This window comes from Pseudomonas sp. CHM02 (genome assembly GCF_000612585.1).
GTDB lineage: Bacteria > Pseudomonadota > Gammaproteobacteria > Pseudomonadales > Pseudomonadaceae > Aquipseudomonas.
The window spans coordinates 42,918-59,588 of the sequence record NZ_JFCA01000033.1; the positions used below are offsets into that span (position 1 = coordinate 42,918).

The 16,671-nt window shown below is 62.8% G+C and carries 14 protein-coding genes; 10 read left to right on the forward strand and 4 right to left on the reverse strand.

Translation table 11 applies throughout. The annotated features are described in order from the left end of the window. Nucleotides 1-10: 10 nt before the first annotated feature. Both BM70_RS0119820 and cueR read left to right on the forward strand, forming a co-directional pair. Nucleotides 11-2,212 (forward strand): cation-translocating P-type ATPase, encoded by a 2,202-nt coding sequence (locus BM70_RS0119820; RefSeq protein ID WP_025857596.1) that lies wholly within the window; start codon nucleotides 11-13, stop codon nucleotides 2,210-2,212. Continuing rightward, on the forward strand, nucleotides 2,209-2,610 hold the full coding sequence (gene cueR / locus BM70_RS0119825; RefSeq protein WP_025857597.1) for a Cu(I)-responsive transcriptional regulator: 402 nt from the start codon (nucleotides 2,209-2,211) through the stop codon (nucleotides 2,608-2,610). Before BM70_RS0119820 ends, cueR begins: the two co-directional genes overlap by 4 nt. Nucleotides 2,611-2,714: 104 nt before the next feature. On the opposite strand, the gene BM70_RS0119830 is transcribed toward cueR, so the two are convergent. Then, nucleotides 2,715-3,614 carry a PA4780 family RIO1-like protein kinase gene (locus BM70_RS0119830; RefSeq protein ID WP_014716761.1) on the reverse strand — a complete coding sequence of 300 codons (900 nt, stop codon included), beginning with the start codon at nucleotides 3,612-3,614 and terminating at the stop codon, nucleotides 2,715-2,717. Between the two features lie 134 nt (nucleotides 3,615-3,748). Then, complete coding sequence (locus BM70_RS0119835; protein ID WP_025857598.1) at nucleotides 3,749-5,026, reverse strand: acetyl-CoA C-acetyltransferase; 1,278 nt, start codon at nucleotides 5,024-5,026, stop codon at nucleotides 3,749-3,751. Nucleotides 5,027-5,140: 114 nt separating this feature from the next. Between BM70_RS0119835 and BM70_RS0119840 the strand changes: the two genes are divergently transcribed. The 4 genes from BM70_RS0119840 to BM70_RS0119855 all read left to right on the forward strand — a co-directional run bounded on the left by BM70_RS0119840 (nucleotide 5,141) and on the right by BM70_RS0119855 (nucleotide 11,033). After that, a complete protein-coding gene (locus BM70_RS0119840; protein WP_025857599.1) occupies nucleotides 5,141-6,484 on the forward strand; it encodes a 3-oxoacyl-ACP reductase in 1,344 nt (447 codons plus the stop codon). A 2-nt stretch (nucleotides 6,485-6,486) separates the two neighbouring features. Next, entirely contained in the window at nucleotides 6,487-7,335 is an 849-nt protein-coding gene (locus BM70_RS0119845; protein ID WP_025857600.1) for a MaoC/PaaZ C-terminal domain-containing protein, read from the forward strand. A gap of 301 nt (nucleotides 7,336-7,636) precedes the next feature. Further along, nucleotides 7,637-9,166 (forward strand): collagen-like triple helix repeat-containing protein, encoded by a 1,530-nt coding sequence (locus BM70_RS0119850; protein WP_025857601.1) that lies wholly within the window; start codon nucleotides 7,637-7,639, stop codon nucleotides 9,164-9,166. Between the two features lie 184 nt (nucleotides 9,167-9,350). Further along, the gene (locus BM70_RS0119855; RefSeq protein WP_025857602.1) at nucleotides 9,351-11,033 is read left to right on the forward strand and encodes a ShlB/FhaC/HecB family hemolysin secretion/activation protein; all 1,683 of its coding nucleotides are present in this window, start codon (nucleotides 9,351-9,353) and stop codon (nucleotides 11,031-11,033) included. A gap of 22 nt (nucleotides 11,034-11,055) precedes the next feature. On the opposite strand, the gene BM70_RS0119860 is transcribed toward BM70_RS0119855, so the two are convergent. Continuing rightward, on the reverse strand, nucleotides 11,056-11,457 hold the full coding sequence (locus BM70_RS0119860; RefSeq protein WP_025857603.1) for a response regulator: 402 nt from the start codon (nucleotides 11,455-11,457) through the stop codon (nucleotides 11,056-11,058). A 48-nt stretch (nucleotides 11,458-11,505) separates the two neighbouring features. Next, nucleotides 11,506-11,703 carry a Flp family type IVb pilin gene (locus tag BM70_RS0119865; protein WP_025857604.1) on the reverse strand — a complete coding sequence of 66 codons (198 nt, stop codon included), beginning with the start codon at nucleotides 11,701-11,703 and terminating at the stop codon, nucleotides 11,506-11,508. A gap of 331 nt (nucleotides 11,704-12,034) precedes the next feature. Between BM70_RS0119865 and cpaB the strand changes: the two genes are divergently transcribed. The 4 genes from cpaB to BM70_RS0119885 are packed head-to-tail and all read left to right on the forward strand — an operon-like array spanning nucleotide 12,035 to nucleotide 16,671. Next, on the forward strand, nucleotides 12,035-12,976 hold the full coding sequence (gene cpaB, locus BM70_RS0119870; RefSeq protein WP_025857605.1) for a Flp pilus assembly protein CpaB: 942 nt from the start codon (nucleotides 12,035-12,037) through the stop codon (nucleotides 12,974-12,976). A gap of 19 nt (nucleotides 12,977-12,995) precedes the next feature. Continuing rightward, on the forward strand, nucleotides 12,996-14,213 hold the full coding sequence (locus tag BM70_RS0119875) for a type II and III secretion system protein family protein (protein ID WP_025857606.1): 1,218 nt from the start codon (nucleotides 12,996-12,998) through the stop codon (nucleotides 14,211-14,213). Beyond that, complete coding sequence (locus tag BM70_RS0119880) at nucleotides 14,210-15,403, forward strand: pilus assembly protein (protein ID WP_025857607.1); 1,194 nt, start codon at nucleotides 14,210-14,212, stop codon at nucleotides 15,401-15,403. Before BM70_RS0119875 ends, BM70_RS0119880 begins: the two co-directional genes overlap by 4 nt. Then, a complete protein-coding gene (locus BM70_RS0119885) occupies nucleotides 15,400-16,671 on the forward strand; it encodes a CpaF family protein (protein ID WP_025857609.1) in 1,272 nt (423 codons plus the stop codon). Before BM70_RS0119880 ends, BM70_RS0119885 begins: the two co-directional genes overlap by 4 nt.

The window sequence follows — 16,671 nt, forward strand, 5'->3', positions numbered from 1 at the left end:
GGACTGCCCCATGAATGGATCCACCACCTTTGACCTGCCCATCAGCGGCATGACCTGCGCCAGCTGTGCCGGCCGGGTCGAGCGCGCACTGGGCAAGGTGCCGGGGGTGCAAAGCGTCAGCGTCAATCTGGCCAACGAGCGCGCCCACGTTGAAGTGCTGGGCCAGATGGACCCCGGCGTGCTGATCGCCGCGGTCGATAAAGCTGGCTATACCGCCACCCTGCCCCAAAGCGAAACCGCTACCGACGCCAACCAGGCCCAACGCCTGCACCGTGAGCGATGGGCGCTGCTGCTGGCGATTCTACTGGCATTGCCGTTGGTGCTGCCGATGCTGGTGGAACCCTTCGGCCTGCATTGGATGCTGCCCGCCTGGGCCCAATTCGCGCTGGCCACCCCCGTGCAGTTCATCTTCGGCGCACGCTTCTATATCGCCGCCTGGAAAGCCGTGCGTGCAGGCGCAGGCAATATGGACCTGCTGGTGGCCATCGGCACGAGTGCCGGTTATGGCCTGAGCCTCTATGAATGGCTGACGGCTCACCCAGGCATGGCGCCGCACCTGTATTTCGAAGCCTCGGCGGTGGTGATCGCGCTGGTGCTGCTGGGCAAATACCTGGAGAGCCGCGCCAAGCGCCAGACCGCCAGCGCCATCCGCGCCCTGGAAGCGCTGCGCCCAGAACGGGCGATTCGAGTACTTGACGGTCGTGAAGAAGACATCGCCATCAGCGCCCTCAGGCTCAATGACCTGGTGCTAGTGAAACCCGGCGAACGCTTCCCGGTGGACGGTGAGGTGGTGGACGGCCAAAGCCATGCCGACGAAGCCTTGATCAGCGGCGAAAGCCTGCCGGTGCCGAAACAGCCTAGCGATAAAGTCACCGGCGGCGCCATCAACGGCGAAGGCCGTCTGCTGGTACGCACCCTGGCGCTCGGCGCCGAAAGCGTGCTGGCGCGGATCATCCGCCTGGTGGAAGACGCCCAGGCCGCCAAGGCGCCTATCCAGAAACTGGTGGACAAAGTCAGCCAGGTTTTCGTCCCGGCCGTGCTGGTGCTGGCGCTTGTCACGCTGGTGGGCTGGTGGCTGTATGGCGCGTCCCTGGAGACCGCGATCATCAATGCCGTCGCCGTGCTGGTGATCGCCTGCCCCTGCGCTTTGGGCCTGGCCACGCCGACCGCGATCATGGCGGGTACGGGCGTCGCCGCGCGCCATGGCATCCTGATCAAGGACGCCGAAGCCCTGGAGCGTGCCCATGCCGTGAGCGCCGTGGTCTTCGACAAGACCGGTACCCTCACCTCCGGCGCGCCGAAAATTGCCCACCTGGCGGCAGTGGATGGCGACGAAGCCTTACTGCTGCAGCAAGCCGGTGCACTGCAACGCGGCAGCGAGCACCCGTTGGCCAAGGCCGTGCTGGAAGCCTGTCACGAACAAGGGTTGACCGTGGCCGATGTGACGGCCAGCCAATCGCTGACCGGGCGCGGTATCGCCGGCACGCTGGATGGCCGGCCATTGGCATTGGGCAACCGTCGCTTGCTGGAAGAAAGCGGCTTGAGCGCCGGCGACCTCGGCGACTCGGCCACCGCCTGGGAGGCCGAGGGCCGCACATTGTCCTGGCTGATCGAACAAGGGGCGCAACCGCGGGTGCTGGGGCTGTTCGCCTTTGGCGACACCCTCAAGCCCGGTGCGCTGGAGGCGGTGGAGCAACTCAAGGCCCAGCACATCAGCAGCCATTTGCTCACCGGCGATAATCGAGGCAGCGCCCGAGTGGTCGCGCAAGCCCTGGGCATCGACGATGTGCACGCCGAAGTGCTACCCGCCGACAAGGCCGCCACCGTCGCCGAGCTGAAAAAAGCCGGTGTGGTGGCGATGGTCGGCGACGGCATCAACGACGCCCCGGCCCTGGCCGCCGCCGATATCGGCATCGCCATGGGCGGTGGCACCGACGTGGCCATGCACGCAGCCGGCATCACCCTGATGCGCGGCGACCCGCGCCTGGTGCCGGCGGCCCTGGAGATCAGCCGCAAGACCTACGCAAAAATCCGCCAGAACCTGTTCTGGGCGTTTGTGTATAACTTGATCGGCATTCCGCTGGCGGCGTTCGGCCTGCTCAACCCGGTGCTGGCGGGCGCGGCGATGGCATTGTCCAGTGTCAGCGTGGTGAGCAATGCCTTACTGTTGAAGGCGTGGAAGCCTGAGAACCTGGAGGATCAACGCCCATGAACATCGGCCAAGCCGCACGCCAGAGCGGGCTCAGCGCCAAGATGATTCGCTACTACGAATCCATCGGCCTGCTCAAGGCCGCCCACCGCACTGACAGTGGCTATCGCGTGTATGGCAGTGACGACTTGCACACGCTGGCGTTCATCAAACGCTCGCGGGACCTGGGGTTTTCATTGGAAGAGGTCGGCAAGCTGCTGACCCTTTGGCAGGACCGGCAACGGGCCAGCGCCGATGTGAAGGCATTGGCACGCCAGCATATCGATGAGCTGAACCAGAAGATTCTGGAGCTGGGACAACTGCGCGATACCTTGCAGGACCTGGTGGAGCACTGCCAGGGCGATCATCGGCCGGATTGTCCGATTCTCAAGGAGTTGGCGTCCGGTAGCTGTTGCGCCTGAAGGCGAAAACGCGATATCCGATCGAGCCTGAATTTATTGTGGTGAGCGGGCTTGCCCGCGCGGGGCAAGCCCGCTCACCACAAAAGCCAGCTCATACTGAATCGTTATTGCATCCACGGCGGCGGCGGTGGCTCGTCCGGTACCTTGCTCGGTGGCGCATCATCCGCCGCCCGAATCGCCTGGCGGCGCTCTTCATCCAGCCGTGCGGCTTCGATCTCGCGGATCACACCGCCGACATCCGCCAGCTCTTCCGGCTCGTCGAACTCGCCGGTCAATACGCTGGCCGGGTGCAAGGTGCCGGCTTCGTACAGGGCCCACATTTCCTTGGCGTACTTGGTCTTCTTCAACTCCGGGGCAAAGCGCCCGAAGTAGGAAGCCATGTTGCCCACATCCCGTTCCAGCATGCTGAACGCGTGGTTATTGCCCGCCGCATCGACCGCCTGGGGCAGGTCGATGATCACCGGGCCCGTTGGCGTGAGCAGCACGTTGAACTCGGACAAGTCACCGTGCACCAGGCCGGTACACAGCATCAGCACGATCTGGGAAATCAGGAAGGCGTGGTATTCACGCGCCTGGTCCGGCTCCAGCACCACGTCGTTCAGACGGGGTGCCGCATCGCCGTACTCGTCGGCCACCAGTTCCATCAGCAGCACGCCCTCAAGGAAGTCGAACGGCTGGGGCACGCGAACGCCCGCACCGGCCAGGCGGAACAACGCCGCCACTTCGGCGTTCTGCCAGGCATCTTCGGTTTCTTTCTTGCCGAACTTGGAGCCCTTGGCCATGGCCCGGGCCTGCCGGCTGTTACGGACCTTACGGCCTTCCTGGTATTCGGACGCTTGACGAAAACTTCGTTTGTTCGCCTCCTTGTAAACCTTGGCGCAACGCAATTCGTTGCCGCAGCGCACCACATAAACAGCTGCTTCTTTACCACTCATGAGTGGGCGCAGCACTTCGTCGACCAGACCGTCTTCGATCAGGGGTTCAATGCGTTTAGGAGTCTTCATCAGCTTTTATTGTGGGTCCTTTATTACCAAATACGCGTATGGCACTCGTTATACGGCAATCGGCTCGCCGGTGGGAGAGGCTACCGACCTCTGACCACTCAAGAATGCATCCAATATGCCAATTTGCGGCGCAATCAACGTTCAATGATCGCCGTAACACCTTGGCCACCGGCAGCGCAGATCGAAATCAGGCCACGGCCCTTGCCCGCCGCATCCAGCAATTTGGCCAGATTGGCGACGATACGCCCGCCGGTGGCAGCGAACGGGTGCCCGGCCGCCAGGGAGCTGCCCTTCACATTGAGCCGGCTGCGGTCGATCGACCCCAACGGTGCATCCAGCCCGAGGCGCGTCTTGCAGTAGTCCGCATCCTCCCAGGCCTTGAGCGTGCACAAAACCTGGGCAGCGAACGCTTCGTGGATCTCGTAGTAATCGAAGTCCTGCAGCGTCAGACCATTCCTCGCCAGCAAGCGCGGTACCGCGTACGCCGGCGCCATCAGCAGGCCTTCGGCGCCGTTGACGAAGTCCACCGCCGCCGCTTCACCATCGCGCAAATACGCGAGGATCGGCAAGCCACGTTCCTGGGCCCAGGCCTCACTGCCGAGCAGTACCAGGGACGCGCCATCCGTGAGCGGCGTGGAGTTGCCGGCGGTGAGCGTGCCCTTTTCGCTGCGCTCGAAGGCGGGCTTGAGCGCGGCGAGTTTTTCCAGGGTCAGGTCGGGACGCAGGTTGTTATCGCGGGTCAGACCCAGGAACGGCGTGAGCAAATCGTTGTGCCAGCCTTCGGCGTAGGCAGCCGCCATTTTCTGGTGGCTTTCCAGGGCCAACTGGTCCTGCTCGGCGCGAGGAATCTGCCAGGTCTGCGCCATCAATTCGCAGTGCTGGCCCATGGACAACCCCGTACGTGGCTCGCCGTTGCGCGGTAACTCCGGCTTGAGGTGGTGAGGACGAAGTTGTAACAGGAGTTTTAATTTATCCGCCATGGACTTGCTGCGGTTGGCTTGCAGCAGGATCTTGCGCAGGCCTTCATTCACCCCGATAGGGGCGTCGGAGGTGGTGTCCACCCCTCCGGCAATCCCGCATTCGATCTGCCCCAGGGCGATCTTGTTGGCCACCAGCAACGCGGCTTCCAGGCCGGTACCGCACGCCTGTTGGATGTCATAGGCCGGGGTTTGCGGCGACAGGCGCGAACCCAGCACGCATTCACGGGTGAGGTTGAAGTCGCGCGAATGCTTGAGCACCGCACCGGCCGCCACTTCGCCCATGCGCAGGCCGTGCAGGTTGTAGCGTTCGATCAGGCCTTCCAGCGCGGCGGTCAGCATCGCCTGGTTGCTTGCCGTGGCGTAGGGGCCATTGGAGCGGGCGAAAGGAATGCGGTTACCGCCAATGATCGCTACACGGCGCAATTGAGTCATGGAAAGCTCCCTGATGGTTGTGGGTGGAATCACCAAGCCTAGCCTAGGCTCAATCGAACGACTGCCACCCCGGGGTGGTCAACCCTTTGAACCCCAGCCTTCGGAGAGCGTTCCATGTCTGACCGTTATATCGACTTCGCCAACTCAAGCCTCGGCCATCGCCTGGTCGCCGCCATTGGCCTGCCGTCACCGGTACGCCTGGAACGCTGGCAGGCCGGGCGCCTGCGCCCGGTGGAAGGTGCGTTGCTACTCGGTGGTGGTGCGCTGGCAGCTCGCGTGCAGGCGTTTGCCAATCGGCTCACCGACGCCATCTACACCTACGGCACCGAGACCTCGACGTGGATTCCCGGCCACGGTCCCAAGCTCAAGGCCGTCGTGTTCGACGCCAGCGACTTGCAGCACACCGACCAACTCAAACAGCTGCGCGAATTCTTCCAGCCGCTGCTGAAAAACCTCGATAACAGCGCGCACCTGGTGATCCTCGGGCGTGCACCGGAAAGCCTCAGCGATCCTTTCGCCGCCAGCGCCCAGCGCGCCCTGGAGGGTTTCAGCCGCTCGCTGGCCAAAGAGCTGCGCAACGGCGGCGTGTTGCAATTGCTCTACGTCAGCGACGGGGCCGAAGAGCAACTGGAGGGCGCGCTGCGCTTCTTCCTTTCACCGAAAAGCGCGTATATCTCCGGGCAGGTGATTCGTCTGGAACCCTGCGCCACGCCGGTCGAAGACTGGACGCGCCCACTGGCCGGACGCAAGGCGCTGGTCACCGGTGCCGCCCGAGGCATTGGTGCCTCCATCGCTGAAACCCTGGCCCGCGACGGCGCCGAGGTGATCCTGCTCGACGTGCCCCAAGCCAGGGCCGACCTCGAAGCCCTGGCCGCGCGCCTGGGGGCACGCACTGTCGCGCTGGATATCTGTGCTGAAGACGCGGCCCGCCAATTGATCGAGCACCTGCCCGATGGCCTCGACATCCTGGTGCACAACGCCGGTATTACCCGCGACAAAACCCTGGCGAACATGACCCCGGAATACTGGGACGCGGTGCTGGCGGTCAACCTCAATGCGCCGCAGGTACTGACCAAGGCGCTGCTCGACAGCGGCACCCTGCACGACAACGCCCGCGTGGTACTGCTGGCGTCGATCAGCGGCATTGCCGGCAATCGTGGGCAAACCAACTATGCCGCAAGCAAGGCAGGGTTGATTGGCCTGGCGCAGGCCTGGGCCCCGCTGCTCAAGGCGCGTGGCATCAGTATCAACGCGGTAGCACCCGGTTTTATCGAAACCCAGATGACCGCGCATATTCCGTTCGCCTTGCGTGAAGCCGGGCGGCGCATGAGTTCGTTGGGCCAGGGCGGCCTGCCACAGGACGTCGCCGAAGCGGTGGCGTGGTTGGGCCAACCGGGTTCCGGTGCGGTCAGTGGGCAAGCGCTGCGGGTATGTGGGCAAAGTCTCTTGGGAGCGTAAGCATGCAATGGAAAACCTTAGGCAATACGCCGTTCCTGCCGCCGCTGTATTGGCGTGCGGCGCTCAAGCGCAAGATCACCGGCAGCACCCTGCCCGAACAAGGGTTGCGCTGCCGGGTAAGTATCAACCCCAGGCAGGTGGCGGCGTATCGCAAGGTCTGCGGTTTTGCCGACAGCCCGATCCTGCCGGCGACTTATCCGCATATCCTGGCGTTCGGCCTGCAGATGCAGTTGCTCACCGATAAACGTTTTCCCTTTCCGCTGCTGGGGCTGATTCACCTTAGTAACCGCATCCGCATCCATCGTCCGATGGGGGGTGTCAGCGAGCTGTCCATCGGCGTGCACGCGCAGAACCTCGAGCCCCATCCCAAAGGTGCGACCTTCGATCTGTTGACCACCGTGGAAGATTCCCTCGGCCTGCTGTGGGAAGCCGAGAGCCGCATGCTGTGCCGGGGTGTGAAACTGGAAGGTGAGGCAAAAGATGACGTGCAACCTTCCCCCACCCTGGTCAGCGAACTGTCCCGTTGGAAGGCGCCCGCCGATATAGGCAGGCGTTATGCGCGGGTCTCCGGCGACTACAACCCGATCCACCTCAGCGCCCTGACCGCCAAGCTGTTCGGCTTCCCCCAGGCCATCGCCCACGGGCTGTGGAACAAGGCGCACACCCTCGCCGCCCTTGGCGAACACCTGCCCAGCGCCAATATCGAGATAAGCGTCGAGTTCAGGAAACCCGTGCGCCTGCCCAGTGAAGTGACGTTATTGGCCAGCGCCGCCGGTTCCAGCGGTGAGTTGTGGCTCAAAGGCGCAGGCGATATTGAACATATGGTAGGCAAGTGGCAGCCGCTCGCCTGAAACATACTGATTAATTGTATATATACACCCTAAGTTATAGCGGACTTTTCAGCGTCCGATTTTTTATTCAACCTATTGATTTGTATAATATATACATCTTGATACATCCCTTCCCTACATCCTTGGTATTAGTCGCTTAGCCGATTCACCGCGGCCGTATATAAATCGTTAATACCAAGTAGAGCATTGAGAGAAAGCACCGCCGGGGCTGTTATAGCCACACGGACAAACGTATCGCTAACCCAAGAAATAGTGAGCGTTTGAAAACAACCAAGGTTGTACAGGTGCAAGGAACTCAATCATGAAAACTCAACAAGTAGTGTTTTGGAAAGCAAGTACCGCGCTGGCCCTGGCAGTGGCACTGACACTCGGCGGCTGCAGCAGCGGTGGTGGCGGGCATCACAGCGGTGGATCTTCCTCGAGCGCTGGCGCGGGCGGTGGCGGCACGGGTGGCGGTGGCGGCGGTGGCGGTACCGACCCAGGCACCCCCGGCGGAACCACAACCCCCTTGGTGACCGCGACCGTGGTCGACACCCTCGGCGATACCGTAACCGGCCTCGGCGGCACCGTCGGTAGCCTGGGCACCACCCTTGGCAGCCTGCCAATCGTTGGCGCAACCGCTGGCGGCCTGGTGACCGCTACCGGCAACGCGGTCGGCAGCATCGGCACCGGCCTGTCGGATGGCCTGGGCAAGCTGGGCACCGACGGCAATGCGCTGGGCACGACCGTCGCTGGCGTGGGCAACGGTGTTGCCGACCTGGGCGATGGCGTAAGCGTCACCGGCGGCAACGTCGCCACTCTGCTGGGGAAAGTGCCCGTGGTCGGCGGCGCGGCGCCGGTGGTTGGTGGTGTAGTCGACAAAGTCGGCAATGCCGTGACCATGCTGGGCGACACCCTGAGCACCGCCAGCACTACTGGCCCGCTAGGTTCGGTCACTAATACCGTTGGCACAAAAGTCCTCGTGCCGGTGGTGTCCCTGGTGGAAAACACCACCGGTAAAGTCGGCGATGCGACCGGCCTCGGTTCCCCCGTGGGCGGCCTGCTGAAAAAAGTCGGCGATACCGTCGACGGCCTGGGCGATAAAGTCGGCGACGCGGGCGGTAGCGGCAACCCTGTAACCGGCGCCGTGGGCGACGTGCTCAATGGCGTAGGCAAGGTAGTCGGCAAGGCCAGCGGTTATGTCGACCCGAATACCGATAACAGTGGTGGCGGCAGTGGCGGTAGCGGCGGCGGCAGCGCTGGCAATCTGGGCCTCGCCGAACTCATCGGTGGCGTGATCGCCGGTGCCGGCAGCGGTGTGGATGCAGGCAGCAGCAATGGCGTAGTGAGTGCAACCGGCGTGACTGGCGTCAACGCAGGCGGCACTGTCGCCTCCCTGGGCACCCTCCTCGGTGGCAGTGGTGTACCGAACACCGCAGCAGCCGCACCCGTCGCCGGGCTGACCAGCCAAATCGGCGGCGCACTGAACCCTGTCACCAGCGGCGTGCAAAGCCTGACTCAAACCATCGGTGGCGCCACCGGCCTGGGTGCTCCAGTCAATGGCCTGGTGACGAATGTCGGCGGCGCCGTCAGCAACCTCGGCGGCCAGATCAGTGGCACCAACGCCAACCCGATCACCAACGCCCTGGGCGGCACCGTGACCGCAGTCGGCGGCACCGTGGCCTCGATCGGCGGCCTGGTCACCGGCGGCACCAACACCGGCGGCGGCTTGCTCGGCGGTGGCCTGAACCTGGGTGTCGGCGCAGGCGCCGGAGCCTCTGGGGGTGCAGGCGGCAGCGCAAATGGTGGTCTTCTGGGCGGCCTGCTGGGTGGCCTGGGCGGCAAAAAATAAATTGCACCTGGCCGATTAGACGGCCTCACCTACAGCGCCTACGCTTGGTTGAGACGAGAGACCCCACTAAGTCTCTCGTCTTTTTTATGGGTCAATGATCGATCCCTGAAAGCACCCGAACCGCGCCCCCAGAGCCCGGCGGGAATCTGCGAACGCTGCTGCAGTTTTGACCATGGAGTGTCCTATGCGCGCTTTGACGCCGTTGTTACTACTCACCCTCAGTGCTTATGCCCACGCCGATACCCTACCCAGCTTCCTCAACAGTAACGACACGATCCGCAACCTGCCGGTGCCCAACCTGCCCGCCGACGCCTATCGACCGGCCGCCACACCAACCCAGGTGCCGACGCCGGCACCCACCGCCGGGCAGCCGTTGCTGATGGACACTAAAGTGACCATTCGCAAACTGCAGATCGACGGCGGCACGGTCTACCCGCTCAAGGACGTCGCCCAGGTATTCGAGCCGCTGATTGGTCACGAAACCAACCTGGCGCAATTGATCGAAGCCACCCGCGGCATCACCCGGCGCTACCAGGAAGACGGCTACCTGCTGTCCTATGCTTTCCTGCCGGAACAAGGCTTCGAAGGCGGCCTGGTACACGTGGTGCTGGTCGAAGGTTATATCCGCGATTACCAACTGCAGGGGGATATTGGTTCGGTCTCGTCCTACGTCGACAAACTGGCGGAAAAACTCAAGGCCGAACGTCCGCTCACACGCAAGACCTTCGAGCGCTACACCACCCTGATGAGTGCCATCCCAGGCGTGACCTTGCAGGCCCAGGTGCCACCGCCGGGCACCACCGATGGCGGCACCCATATGCAGATCACCGCCAGCCGCAAGCCCTTCACCACCAGCATGAGCCTCAACGAAGCCAGCCGTGGCGGCACCCAGGCGCTGCTGACCGGTACCAGCAACTCGTGGACGTCCATGGGCGAACAACTGAGCATCAGCGGCCTGTTCCCGCCGGGCGAGGACAAAGAGCATTACTACCGCGCGTCCTACAGCCAATTCGTCAACGCCGAAGGCACCCAGCTCATACTCTCGGGCGAACGCTACCGCGCCGATCCCAGCACCAGCCTGCAGTTGGGCGACGGTCTTGAACTCAAGCCGCACCAGCAAATCGACCGTTACTCCATTGGCATCAGCCATCCCTTTATCGCTTCGCCCAGCGAGTCGCTGAGCCTCGGCAGTCGCCTCTACGCCGTGGACCAGACCAACCGCTACAAACTGGAGGGTTTCCCCCAGCGCTTTGAACTGGAAACCAACCTGCGCGCCCTGGCCTTCGAGGGTGACTGGCGTAAAGCGGACACCACCCAACTGCGCATCATCAGCGGCGGTTTGTACCAAGGTATCAACGGTATGGGCGCCAAGACCCACACGGACTTCGGCGGCCTCAAGCCCGACCTCGACTTCTTCCGTCTGCGCCTGTCCGGCGTACAGAGCAACAAGCTGTTCGATAACTGGCAGGGCGTGGTATCCGGCGCGCTTTACTGGAGCAACGACGACCTGCCCGACAGCGAGCGCGCCACCTTCGGCGGGCAAAGCTTCGGCCGTGGCTACCCCGATGACCAGGGCACGGGCGACAAAGGTTGGGGCGTGGCCTACGAGATCAACTACAGCTACAACCGCGCCGGCGATTGGGTGAGGATCCTGCAACCCTACGTGGTGTTCGACCGCGCCAAGACCTGGTTCAACGACCTGCCGGTCAAGGGCAATGACATGTCATCGGCGGCAGTGGGGCTGCGCTTTGGCGACGCCAAGTACTACAACATCGCGCTGGAAGTCGCCAAGCCGATGTCGGACGTGGCACTGGACAGCTTCGATCGGCGGCCGCGCTATTCGTTGAGTTTCAGCTACCAGCTCTAACCTCTGCAGGCGCCCCCGGCGCCTACAGTTTCGCTTTGGGAAGAGGAAACAGATTGTTCAACGTATCGATCAACCGCACCAGGTAGATCGGCTTGCGAAACAGGTCCAGCACCTGCAGGCGCAGCATGTCGCTCACATCATCCATTTCGGCATGACCCGACATCACAATGACCGGCAGGTGAGCACGTGAGGTGTGTTCGCGCAGGCGCTTGATCAAGGAGATACCACTTTCCTCGGGCATGCGCAGGTCGGTGATGACCAGGGCGATATCAGGATGGAGTGTCAATTCTTGCAGGGCGAAGGTGACGGAATTGGCGGTAAAACAGACAAAGCCCTCGTTACCGAGGGACTCGGCGAGCTCGATCAACGCGTCCTCTTCGTCGTCCACCAATAGAATTTGCTGGCGTGAAGAAAACGCGCTCATGGCATTACCTGCAAGAAGGGATAATCAAGACGGCCATCACAACTAAAATCAGGTTCCCGTCGGCATGCCAGCGGACATGTTAGTGAAAATCGTTTTTATCTTAGTTCCAAGCCCCGTGCCGGCTCCCACAATAACGAGCGCGACCAACGCCACGACAATTGCGTATTCAATACCTGAAGCTCCCTCTTTGCGGCTGAAGAATAATTGCGTTTGGACATAAAGTTTCAACACAAGGTCAAGGAACATAACACTTCTCCCTAAAACGCCACTGGAAGCCGGAAGGGCTCTAGTACCAGATGATCGCGGCGTGCCACTAGAGCATTGTCAACAAACCTCAGCCTCACAACTGTAATAACGGATTAATCACAAAGTATTAGTCGTAAAGATGGCGCCATAAACCCGCCGTTTAAACGGTGACGTTTATAGTTCACAGAAATTTTTCCCTGGGTAATGGCATTTTGTCCTAGCTAAGCTACCTTCAAATAGCCAAATCGTTAGATGTTCATCACAGCCAGGTTGCGGATTAACCCGTTTGGATTAAGCGGACATGTAGTGCAACGGGAAAGGGAGAGCCGTCATGAACAGTCGCATCAGCATGGTCCTGGCCGGCTTGTTGCTGATCGGGGCCTTGATCGCCGGGTACTGGGGGCTTGTCTTGAGCCGCGCACCGGAGCCTGTCGCAGCTCCCGCTGCACCTGTCGTTTCCGTTGAAAACACCGTCGCTGCCGTCGAAGACCAGACTCGCCAACCCGTGGTGGTATTGATACACGACGTGCCTGCCTTTATTCCGTTGACCGCGGCCGACCTGACGGTGGAAAAACTGCGCACCGCGCCCGCCGGCAGCCTGACCCGGCTCGACCAGGCCATCGGTCGCATGCCGCTGCGCACCCTCGGCGCCGGCACCTGGCTCACCGAAGAAAGCTTTTCCGCCGGAGGTCCGCTCGCACGCATGATTCGCCCTGGCGAACGCGCACTGGCCGTGGCCGTGGACGAGGTGGTCGGCGCCGGCGGCCAATTGAGCCCCGGCGATTACGTGGATGTGCTGTTGTTCTTGCGCCAGGATGTCAGCAACGCCGAGCAGTCGGCCCAGATCGTCCTTCCCGCCATGCGCCTGCTCAGCGTCGGCGACCAGTTGGGTCTGGCCAACGACGGCCAGCCGGCCGTCCCACCGCCGGCCACGGTCGAAGAGCGCGCCCAGGCAGCTCAACGTCGAGCCGCCGCACGCACTGTGGTGCTGGCCGTGCCCGAGCCTCTGCTGAGTCGCCTGATGCTCGCGGCGCAAGCCGGTGTCTTGCGCCTGGCCGTACGCAGCGCCGAGGAGCAACTGCTCAGCCGCTACTGGGCCGGTGAAAGCGACGCGCCGGACAAACTGGAAAGTGCCAACCGCGACCTCTACCAATTTACCCAACTGGCCCTGACCGGCCCGCCAAAACGAGTCGCCGCGACCGGGGGTGAGGCCCGCGTGCGCCGTGGCATTGAAGTGATTCGCGGTGCCCAATCGGCGCCACAAACTCCGTGATCGAACAAGGATGCCTTGAATGAGCCATCGCTACGCACCCATGTTCACGCAAATGGCCTGGGCCCTGATGCTGTCGAGCCTGCCGGTGGGCATGGTCCTGGCGGCACCCGGCAACTGCAGTGCCCTGGGCCAGTTGCCCGCCGTGGTCGAAGTGGGAGAAGGCCTGCAACAGGAGCTGCAATCGCCGGTGGCGATCACGCGGCTGGCAATCGGAGACCCGAAAATCGCCGATGTGCGGGTCAACGGCGACCGCAACTTCCTGCTGACCGGCGTCTCGTCCGGCGCCACCAGCCTGATGGTGTGGACGGGCTGCGCCAGCGCGCCGCGCCAAAGCATGGTGTTCGTCAAGGGCAAGGCCACCTCGGCGCTGACCAGCCTGTCGCTGTCGCCGTCCGAAGACCCACTGCTGCCCAGCCAGGTGCAGACCGATATCCGCTTCGTGGAAGTCAGCCGCACCAAGCTCAAGGAAGCCAGCACCCGGCTTTTGGGCGCCGGTAAAAACTTTTTCCTCGGCAGCCCCAATCTTCTATCCCCCTCGGAAGGCGTCTTCAAACTGCCGGTAAGCCCTGACAGTTTCAACGTCGGCTTCGGCGGCGGGCGGGTCTCGGCGATGATCAACGCCCTGGAACGCAGCGGCTTCGCCTACACCCTGGCACGTCCGAGCCTGGTGGCCATGAGCGGCCAGAGTGCGTCCTTCCTGGCCGGCGGCGAGGTGCCGGTCCCGGTGCCCAGTTCCGGCAGCGACACCATCTCCATCGAATACAAGGAGTTCGGCATTCGCCTGACCCTGACCCCTACGGTGGTTGATCGCAACCGCATCACCCTCAAGGTGGCGCCGGAAGTCAGCGAGCTGGACTACAGCAACGCGGTGCAGATCCAAGGCATCCAGGTCCCGGCGCTGACCGTACGCCGTACCGACACCAGCGTGTCCCTGGCCGATGGCGAAAGTTTTGTGATCAGCGGCCTGATCAGCACCAACAACCGCTCCACCATCAGCAAGTTTCCCGGGCTGGGCGACATCCCGATCCTCGGCGCATTTTTTCGCGACTCCACTATCAGCCGCGAAGAAAAGGAACTGCTGATGATCGTCACGCCGCACCTGGTGCAGCCGTTGGCCGCCAATGCGCAACTGCCCTCCTTGCCCGGCGAAAAACTGCGCAGCTACGACCCGAACTGGTACCGGCTGTTCTTCCTTGAAAACGGTAATTTCGACCGTCGCAGTGGACTTTCCCAATGAGCGATAGCCTGAGCCAAACTTTCCTCGCCATCACCCGCAACACCACCGACCTGGAGTGGCTGCAGGGCGCCCTTGCGCCGCTTGGCCAAGTCGTCAGCGCCGGCACCGGCAGCCTGGATGAACTGCTGGCGCTGGTGGATGTAACGTTCGCCAGCCTGGTGTTTGTCGGCCTGGACCGTGAACACGTGGTGGCCCAGAGCGCGCTGATCGAAGGGGCGCTGGAAGCCAAGCCGATGCTCGCCGTGGTCGCCCTCGGCGATGGCATGGACAACCAGCTGGTACTCAACGCCATGCGTGCCGGGGCCCGCGACTTCGTCGCCTACGGTTCGCGCTCCAGCGAAGTGGCAGGCCTGGTGCGACGCCTGAGCAAGCGCCTGCCGACCGTGACCCCCAGTGCGCAGTTGGGTGGCCTGACCGTCTTGTTTGGTACCCAGAGCAACGCCGACGGAGCAATGCTGGCCACCCACCTGGCCCTGGTGGTGCAGAAAAGCGGGCAGCAGACCCTGCTGCTCGACCTGGGCCTGCCACGCAGCGACAGCCTGGCACTGCTGGGCCTGGAGAGCACCTTCAATTTCGGTGATGCGTTGCGGCACCTGCGCCGCCTCGATACCACGCTGATCAACAGCGCTTTCACCCTCGCCCTGGATGGCCTGCGCATCCTGGCGTACGCCACCGGTGACGAGCCGCTCAAACTGACCAGCGCCGCCGAGTTGTACATGTTGCTCAGTGCATTGCGCCAACACTTCCAGCATATCGTCGTGAACATTACCGGGCAGCCTGACAGTGAAGCGCTGCGCACCTTTGTCAGCCACTGCGACAAACTGCTGTGGTGCACCGACCAGAGCGTACTGGACTGTCGCCGCAACCTCGCCGTGCTCAACCGCTGGCGTGAAAAAGGCATGAAGCTCGATCACGCCAGGTTGGTGGTGGACCGCTATATCAAGGCCTGCGCACCGGACATCGAAGCACTGGAAAAAAGCTTCGGCCTTGAATGCACCGCCGTACTCCCCTTGAGCGCCGAACTGCGCCTGAACGTAAAGAACCAGGGCCAGACCCTGTTCGCCCTGGCGCCCCGTGAACCCTTGACCCAAGCCGTGCGCACCCTGGGCGAGCGCCTGGCAAAACGCTCCGAGGGTCTGGAAAAACCGTCCATGCGCTGGTTTGAGCGCTTCCTGGGGTCGGGACGATGAACGGCGAAAAACTGTTTGGCGGCCCGGCCCGCAGCACTCACGACAATAGCGATAACGATGGCCTGAAACTGGTTCTGCATCGCTACATCATCGACGCCATCGAGGAGTCGGGTAAGAACCTGCTCGAAGGTACGCGCCAGTCCCTGGCGCAATTTGTCATCGACAAGGTCTCCGAGTACATCACGCGCATGCGCCTGGCGATCTCGCGCTATGAAATGGAGCGCCTGGCCGAAGAGATCGTCGACGAGCTCACCGGTTTCGGCCCGCTGGAAGTGCTGTTGCGTGACCCGTCGGTGACCGAGATCCTGGTCAACGGCCCGCACCGGGTGTTTATCGAACGCGATGGTCTGTTGCACCAGAGCGACCTGCGCTTCATCGACGACCACCATGTCGAGCGTGTGATGCAACGCATCCTCGCGCCGCTGGGCCGGCGCCTGGATGAGTCCTCGCCGATGGTGGATGCGCGCCTGCCCGACGGCAGCCGGGTCAACGCGATCATCCCGCCGATCGCCCTGGACGGGCCATGCCTGTCGATTCGAAAATTCCGCAAGGACATGCTCAAGAGCAGTGACCTGGTCGCCATGCAGACCATCGACCAGAGCATTTTCGAGTTCTTCCAGGAGGCCGTGGGCAAGCGTTGCAACATCCTGATCAGCGGCGGTACCGGCACCGGCAAGACCACGCTGCTGAACATCCTCAGCCAGTTGATCAACCCTCACGAGCGCCTGGTGACCATCGAAGATGTGGCCGAACTGCAACTGGGTCACCCCCACGTCGTCCGCCTGGAAACCCGGCCGCCGAATGCCGAAGGCCACGGCGAGGTCAGGTCCAGCGACCTGATCCGCAACGCTCTGCGGATGCGTCCGGACCGCATCATCCTCGGGGAAATCCGTGGCGTGGAAGTGCTCGACGTGATGACCGCGATGAACACCGGCCACGACGGCTCCATGAGCACCGTGCACGCCAACAATGCCCAGGATGCGTTGCTGCGCCTGGAAACCCTGGTAGGCCTGACCGGCCGTGTGGTCGCGGAAAAAACCCTGCGCCAGATGATCTGCGCCGCGCTGGACGTGATCATCCAACTGACGCGCATGCCCGATGGCCGACGCTGCGTGAGCGAAGTGGTGGAAGTGGTCGGCGTACGCGAAGACGTGTATGTCACCAACACCCTGTTCCGCCTCGACCGGCGTACCGGTTTCGGTTTCCTGCGCGAAGCCCTCAACCCGGCCGGCGACAAACTGCGCCGCGAATCGGCGTTGCAGTCATAG

Bases quoted from the DNA above. Each gene is read 5' to 3' on its own strand.
- BM70_RS0119860 (WP_025857603.1), bottom strand. From the start codon at position 11,457: ATGAGCGCGTTTTCTTCACGCCAGCAAATTCTATTGGTGGACGACGAA.
- BM70_RS0119865 (WP_025857604.1), bottom strand. From the start codon at position 11,703: ATGTTCCTTGACCTTGTGTTGAAACTTTATGTCCAAACGCAATTATTC.
- cueR (WP_025857597.1), top strand. From the start codon at position 2,209: ATGAACATCGGCCAAGCCGCACGCCAGAGCGGGCTCAGCGCCAAGATG.
- BM70_RS0119880 (WP_025857607.1), top strand. From the start codon at position 14,210: ATGAGCGATAGCCTGAGCCAAACTTTCCTCGCCATCACCCGCAACACC.
- BM70_RS0119845 (WP_025857600.1), top strand. From the start codon at position 6,487: ATGCAATGGAAAACCTTAGGCAATACGCCGTTCCTGCCGCCGCTGTAT.
- BM70_RS0119830 (WP_014716761.1), bottom strand. From the start codon at position 3,614: ATGAAGACTCCTAAACGCATTGAACCCCTGATCGAAGACGGTCTGGTC.
- cpaB (WP_025857605.1), top strand. From the start codon at position 12,035: ATGAACAGTCGCATCAGCATGGTCCTGGCCGGCTTGTTGCTGATCGGG.
- BM70_RS0119850 (WP_025857601.1), top strand. From the start codon at position 7,637: ATGAAAACTCAACAAGTAGTGTTTTGGAAAGCAAGTACCGCGCTGGCC.
- BM70_RS0119885 (WP_025857609.1), top strand. From the start codon at position 15,400: ATGAACGGCGAAAAACTGTTTGGCGGCCCGGCCCGCAGCACTCACGAC.
- BM70_RS0119855 (WP_025857602.1), top strand. From the start codon at position 9,351: ATGCGCGCTTTGACGCCGTTGTTACTACTCACCCTCAGTGCTTATGCC.
- BM70_RS0119835 (WP_025857598.1), bottom strand. From the start codon at position 5,026: ATGACTCAATTGCGCCGTGTAGCGATCATTGGCGGTAACCGCATTCCT.
- BM70_RS0119875 (WP_025857606.1), top strand. From the start codon at position 12,996: ATGAGCCATCGCTACGCACCCATGTTCACGCAAATGGCCTGGGCCCTG.
- BM70_RS0119820 (WP_025857596.1), top strand. From the start codon at position 11: ATGAATGGATCCACCACCTTTGACCTGCCCATCAGCGGCATGACCTGC.
- BM70_RS0119840 (WP_025857599.1), top strand. From the start codon at position 5,141: ATGTCTGACCGTTATATCGACTTCGCCAACTCAAGCCTCGGCCATCGC.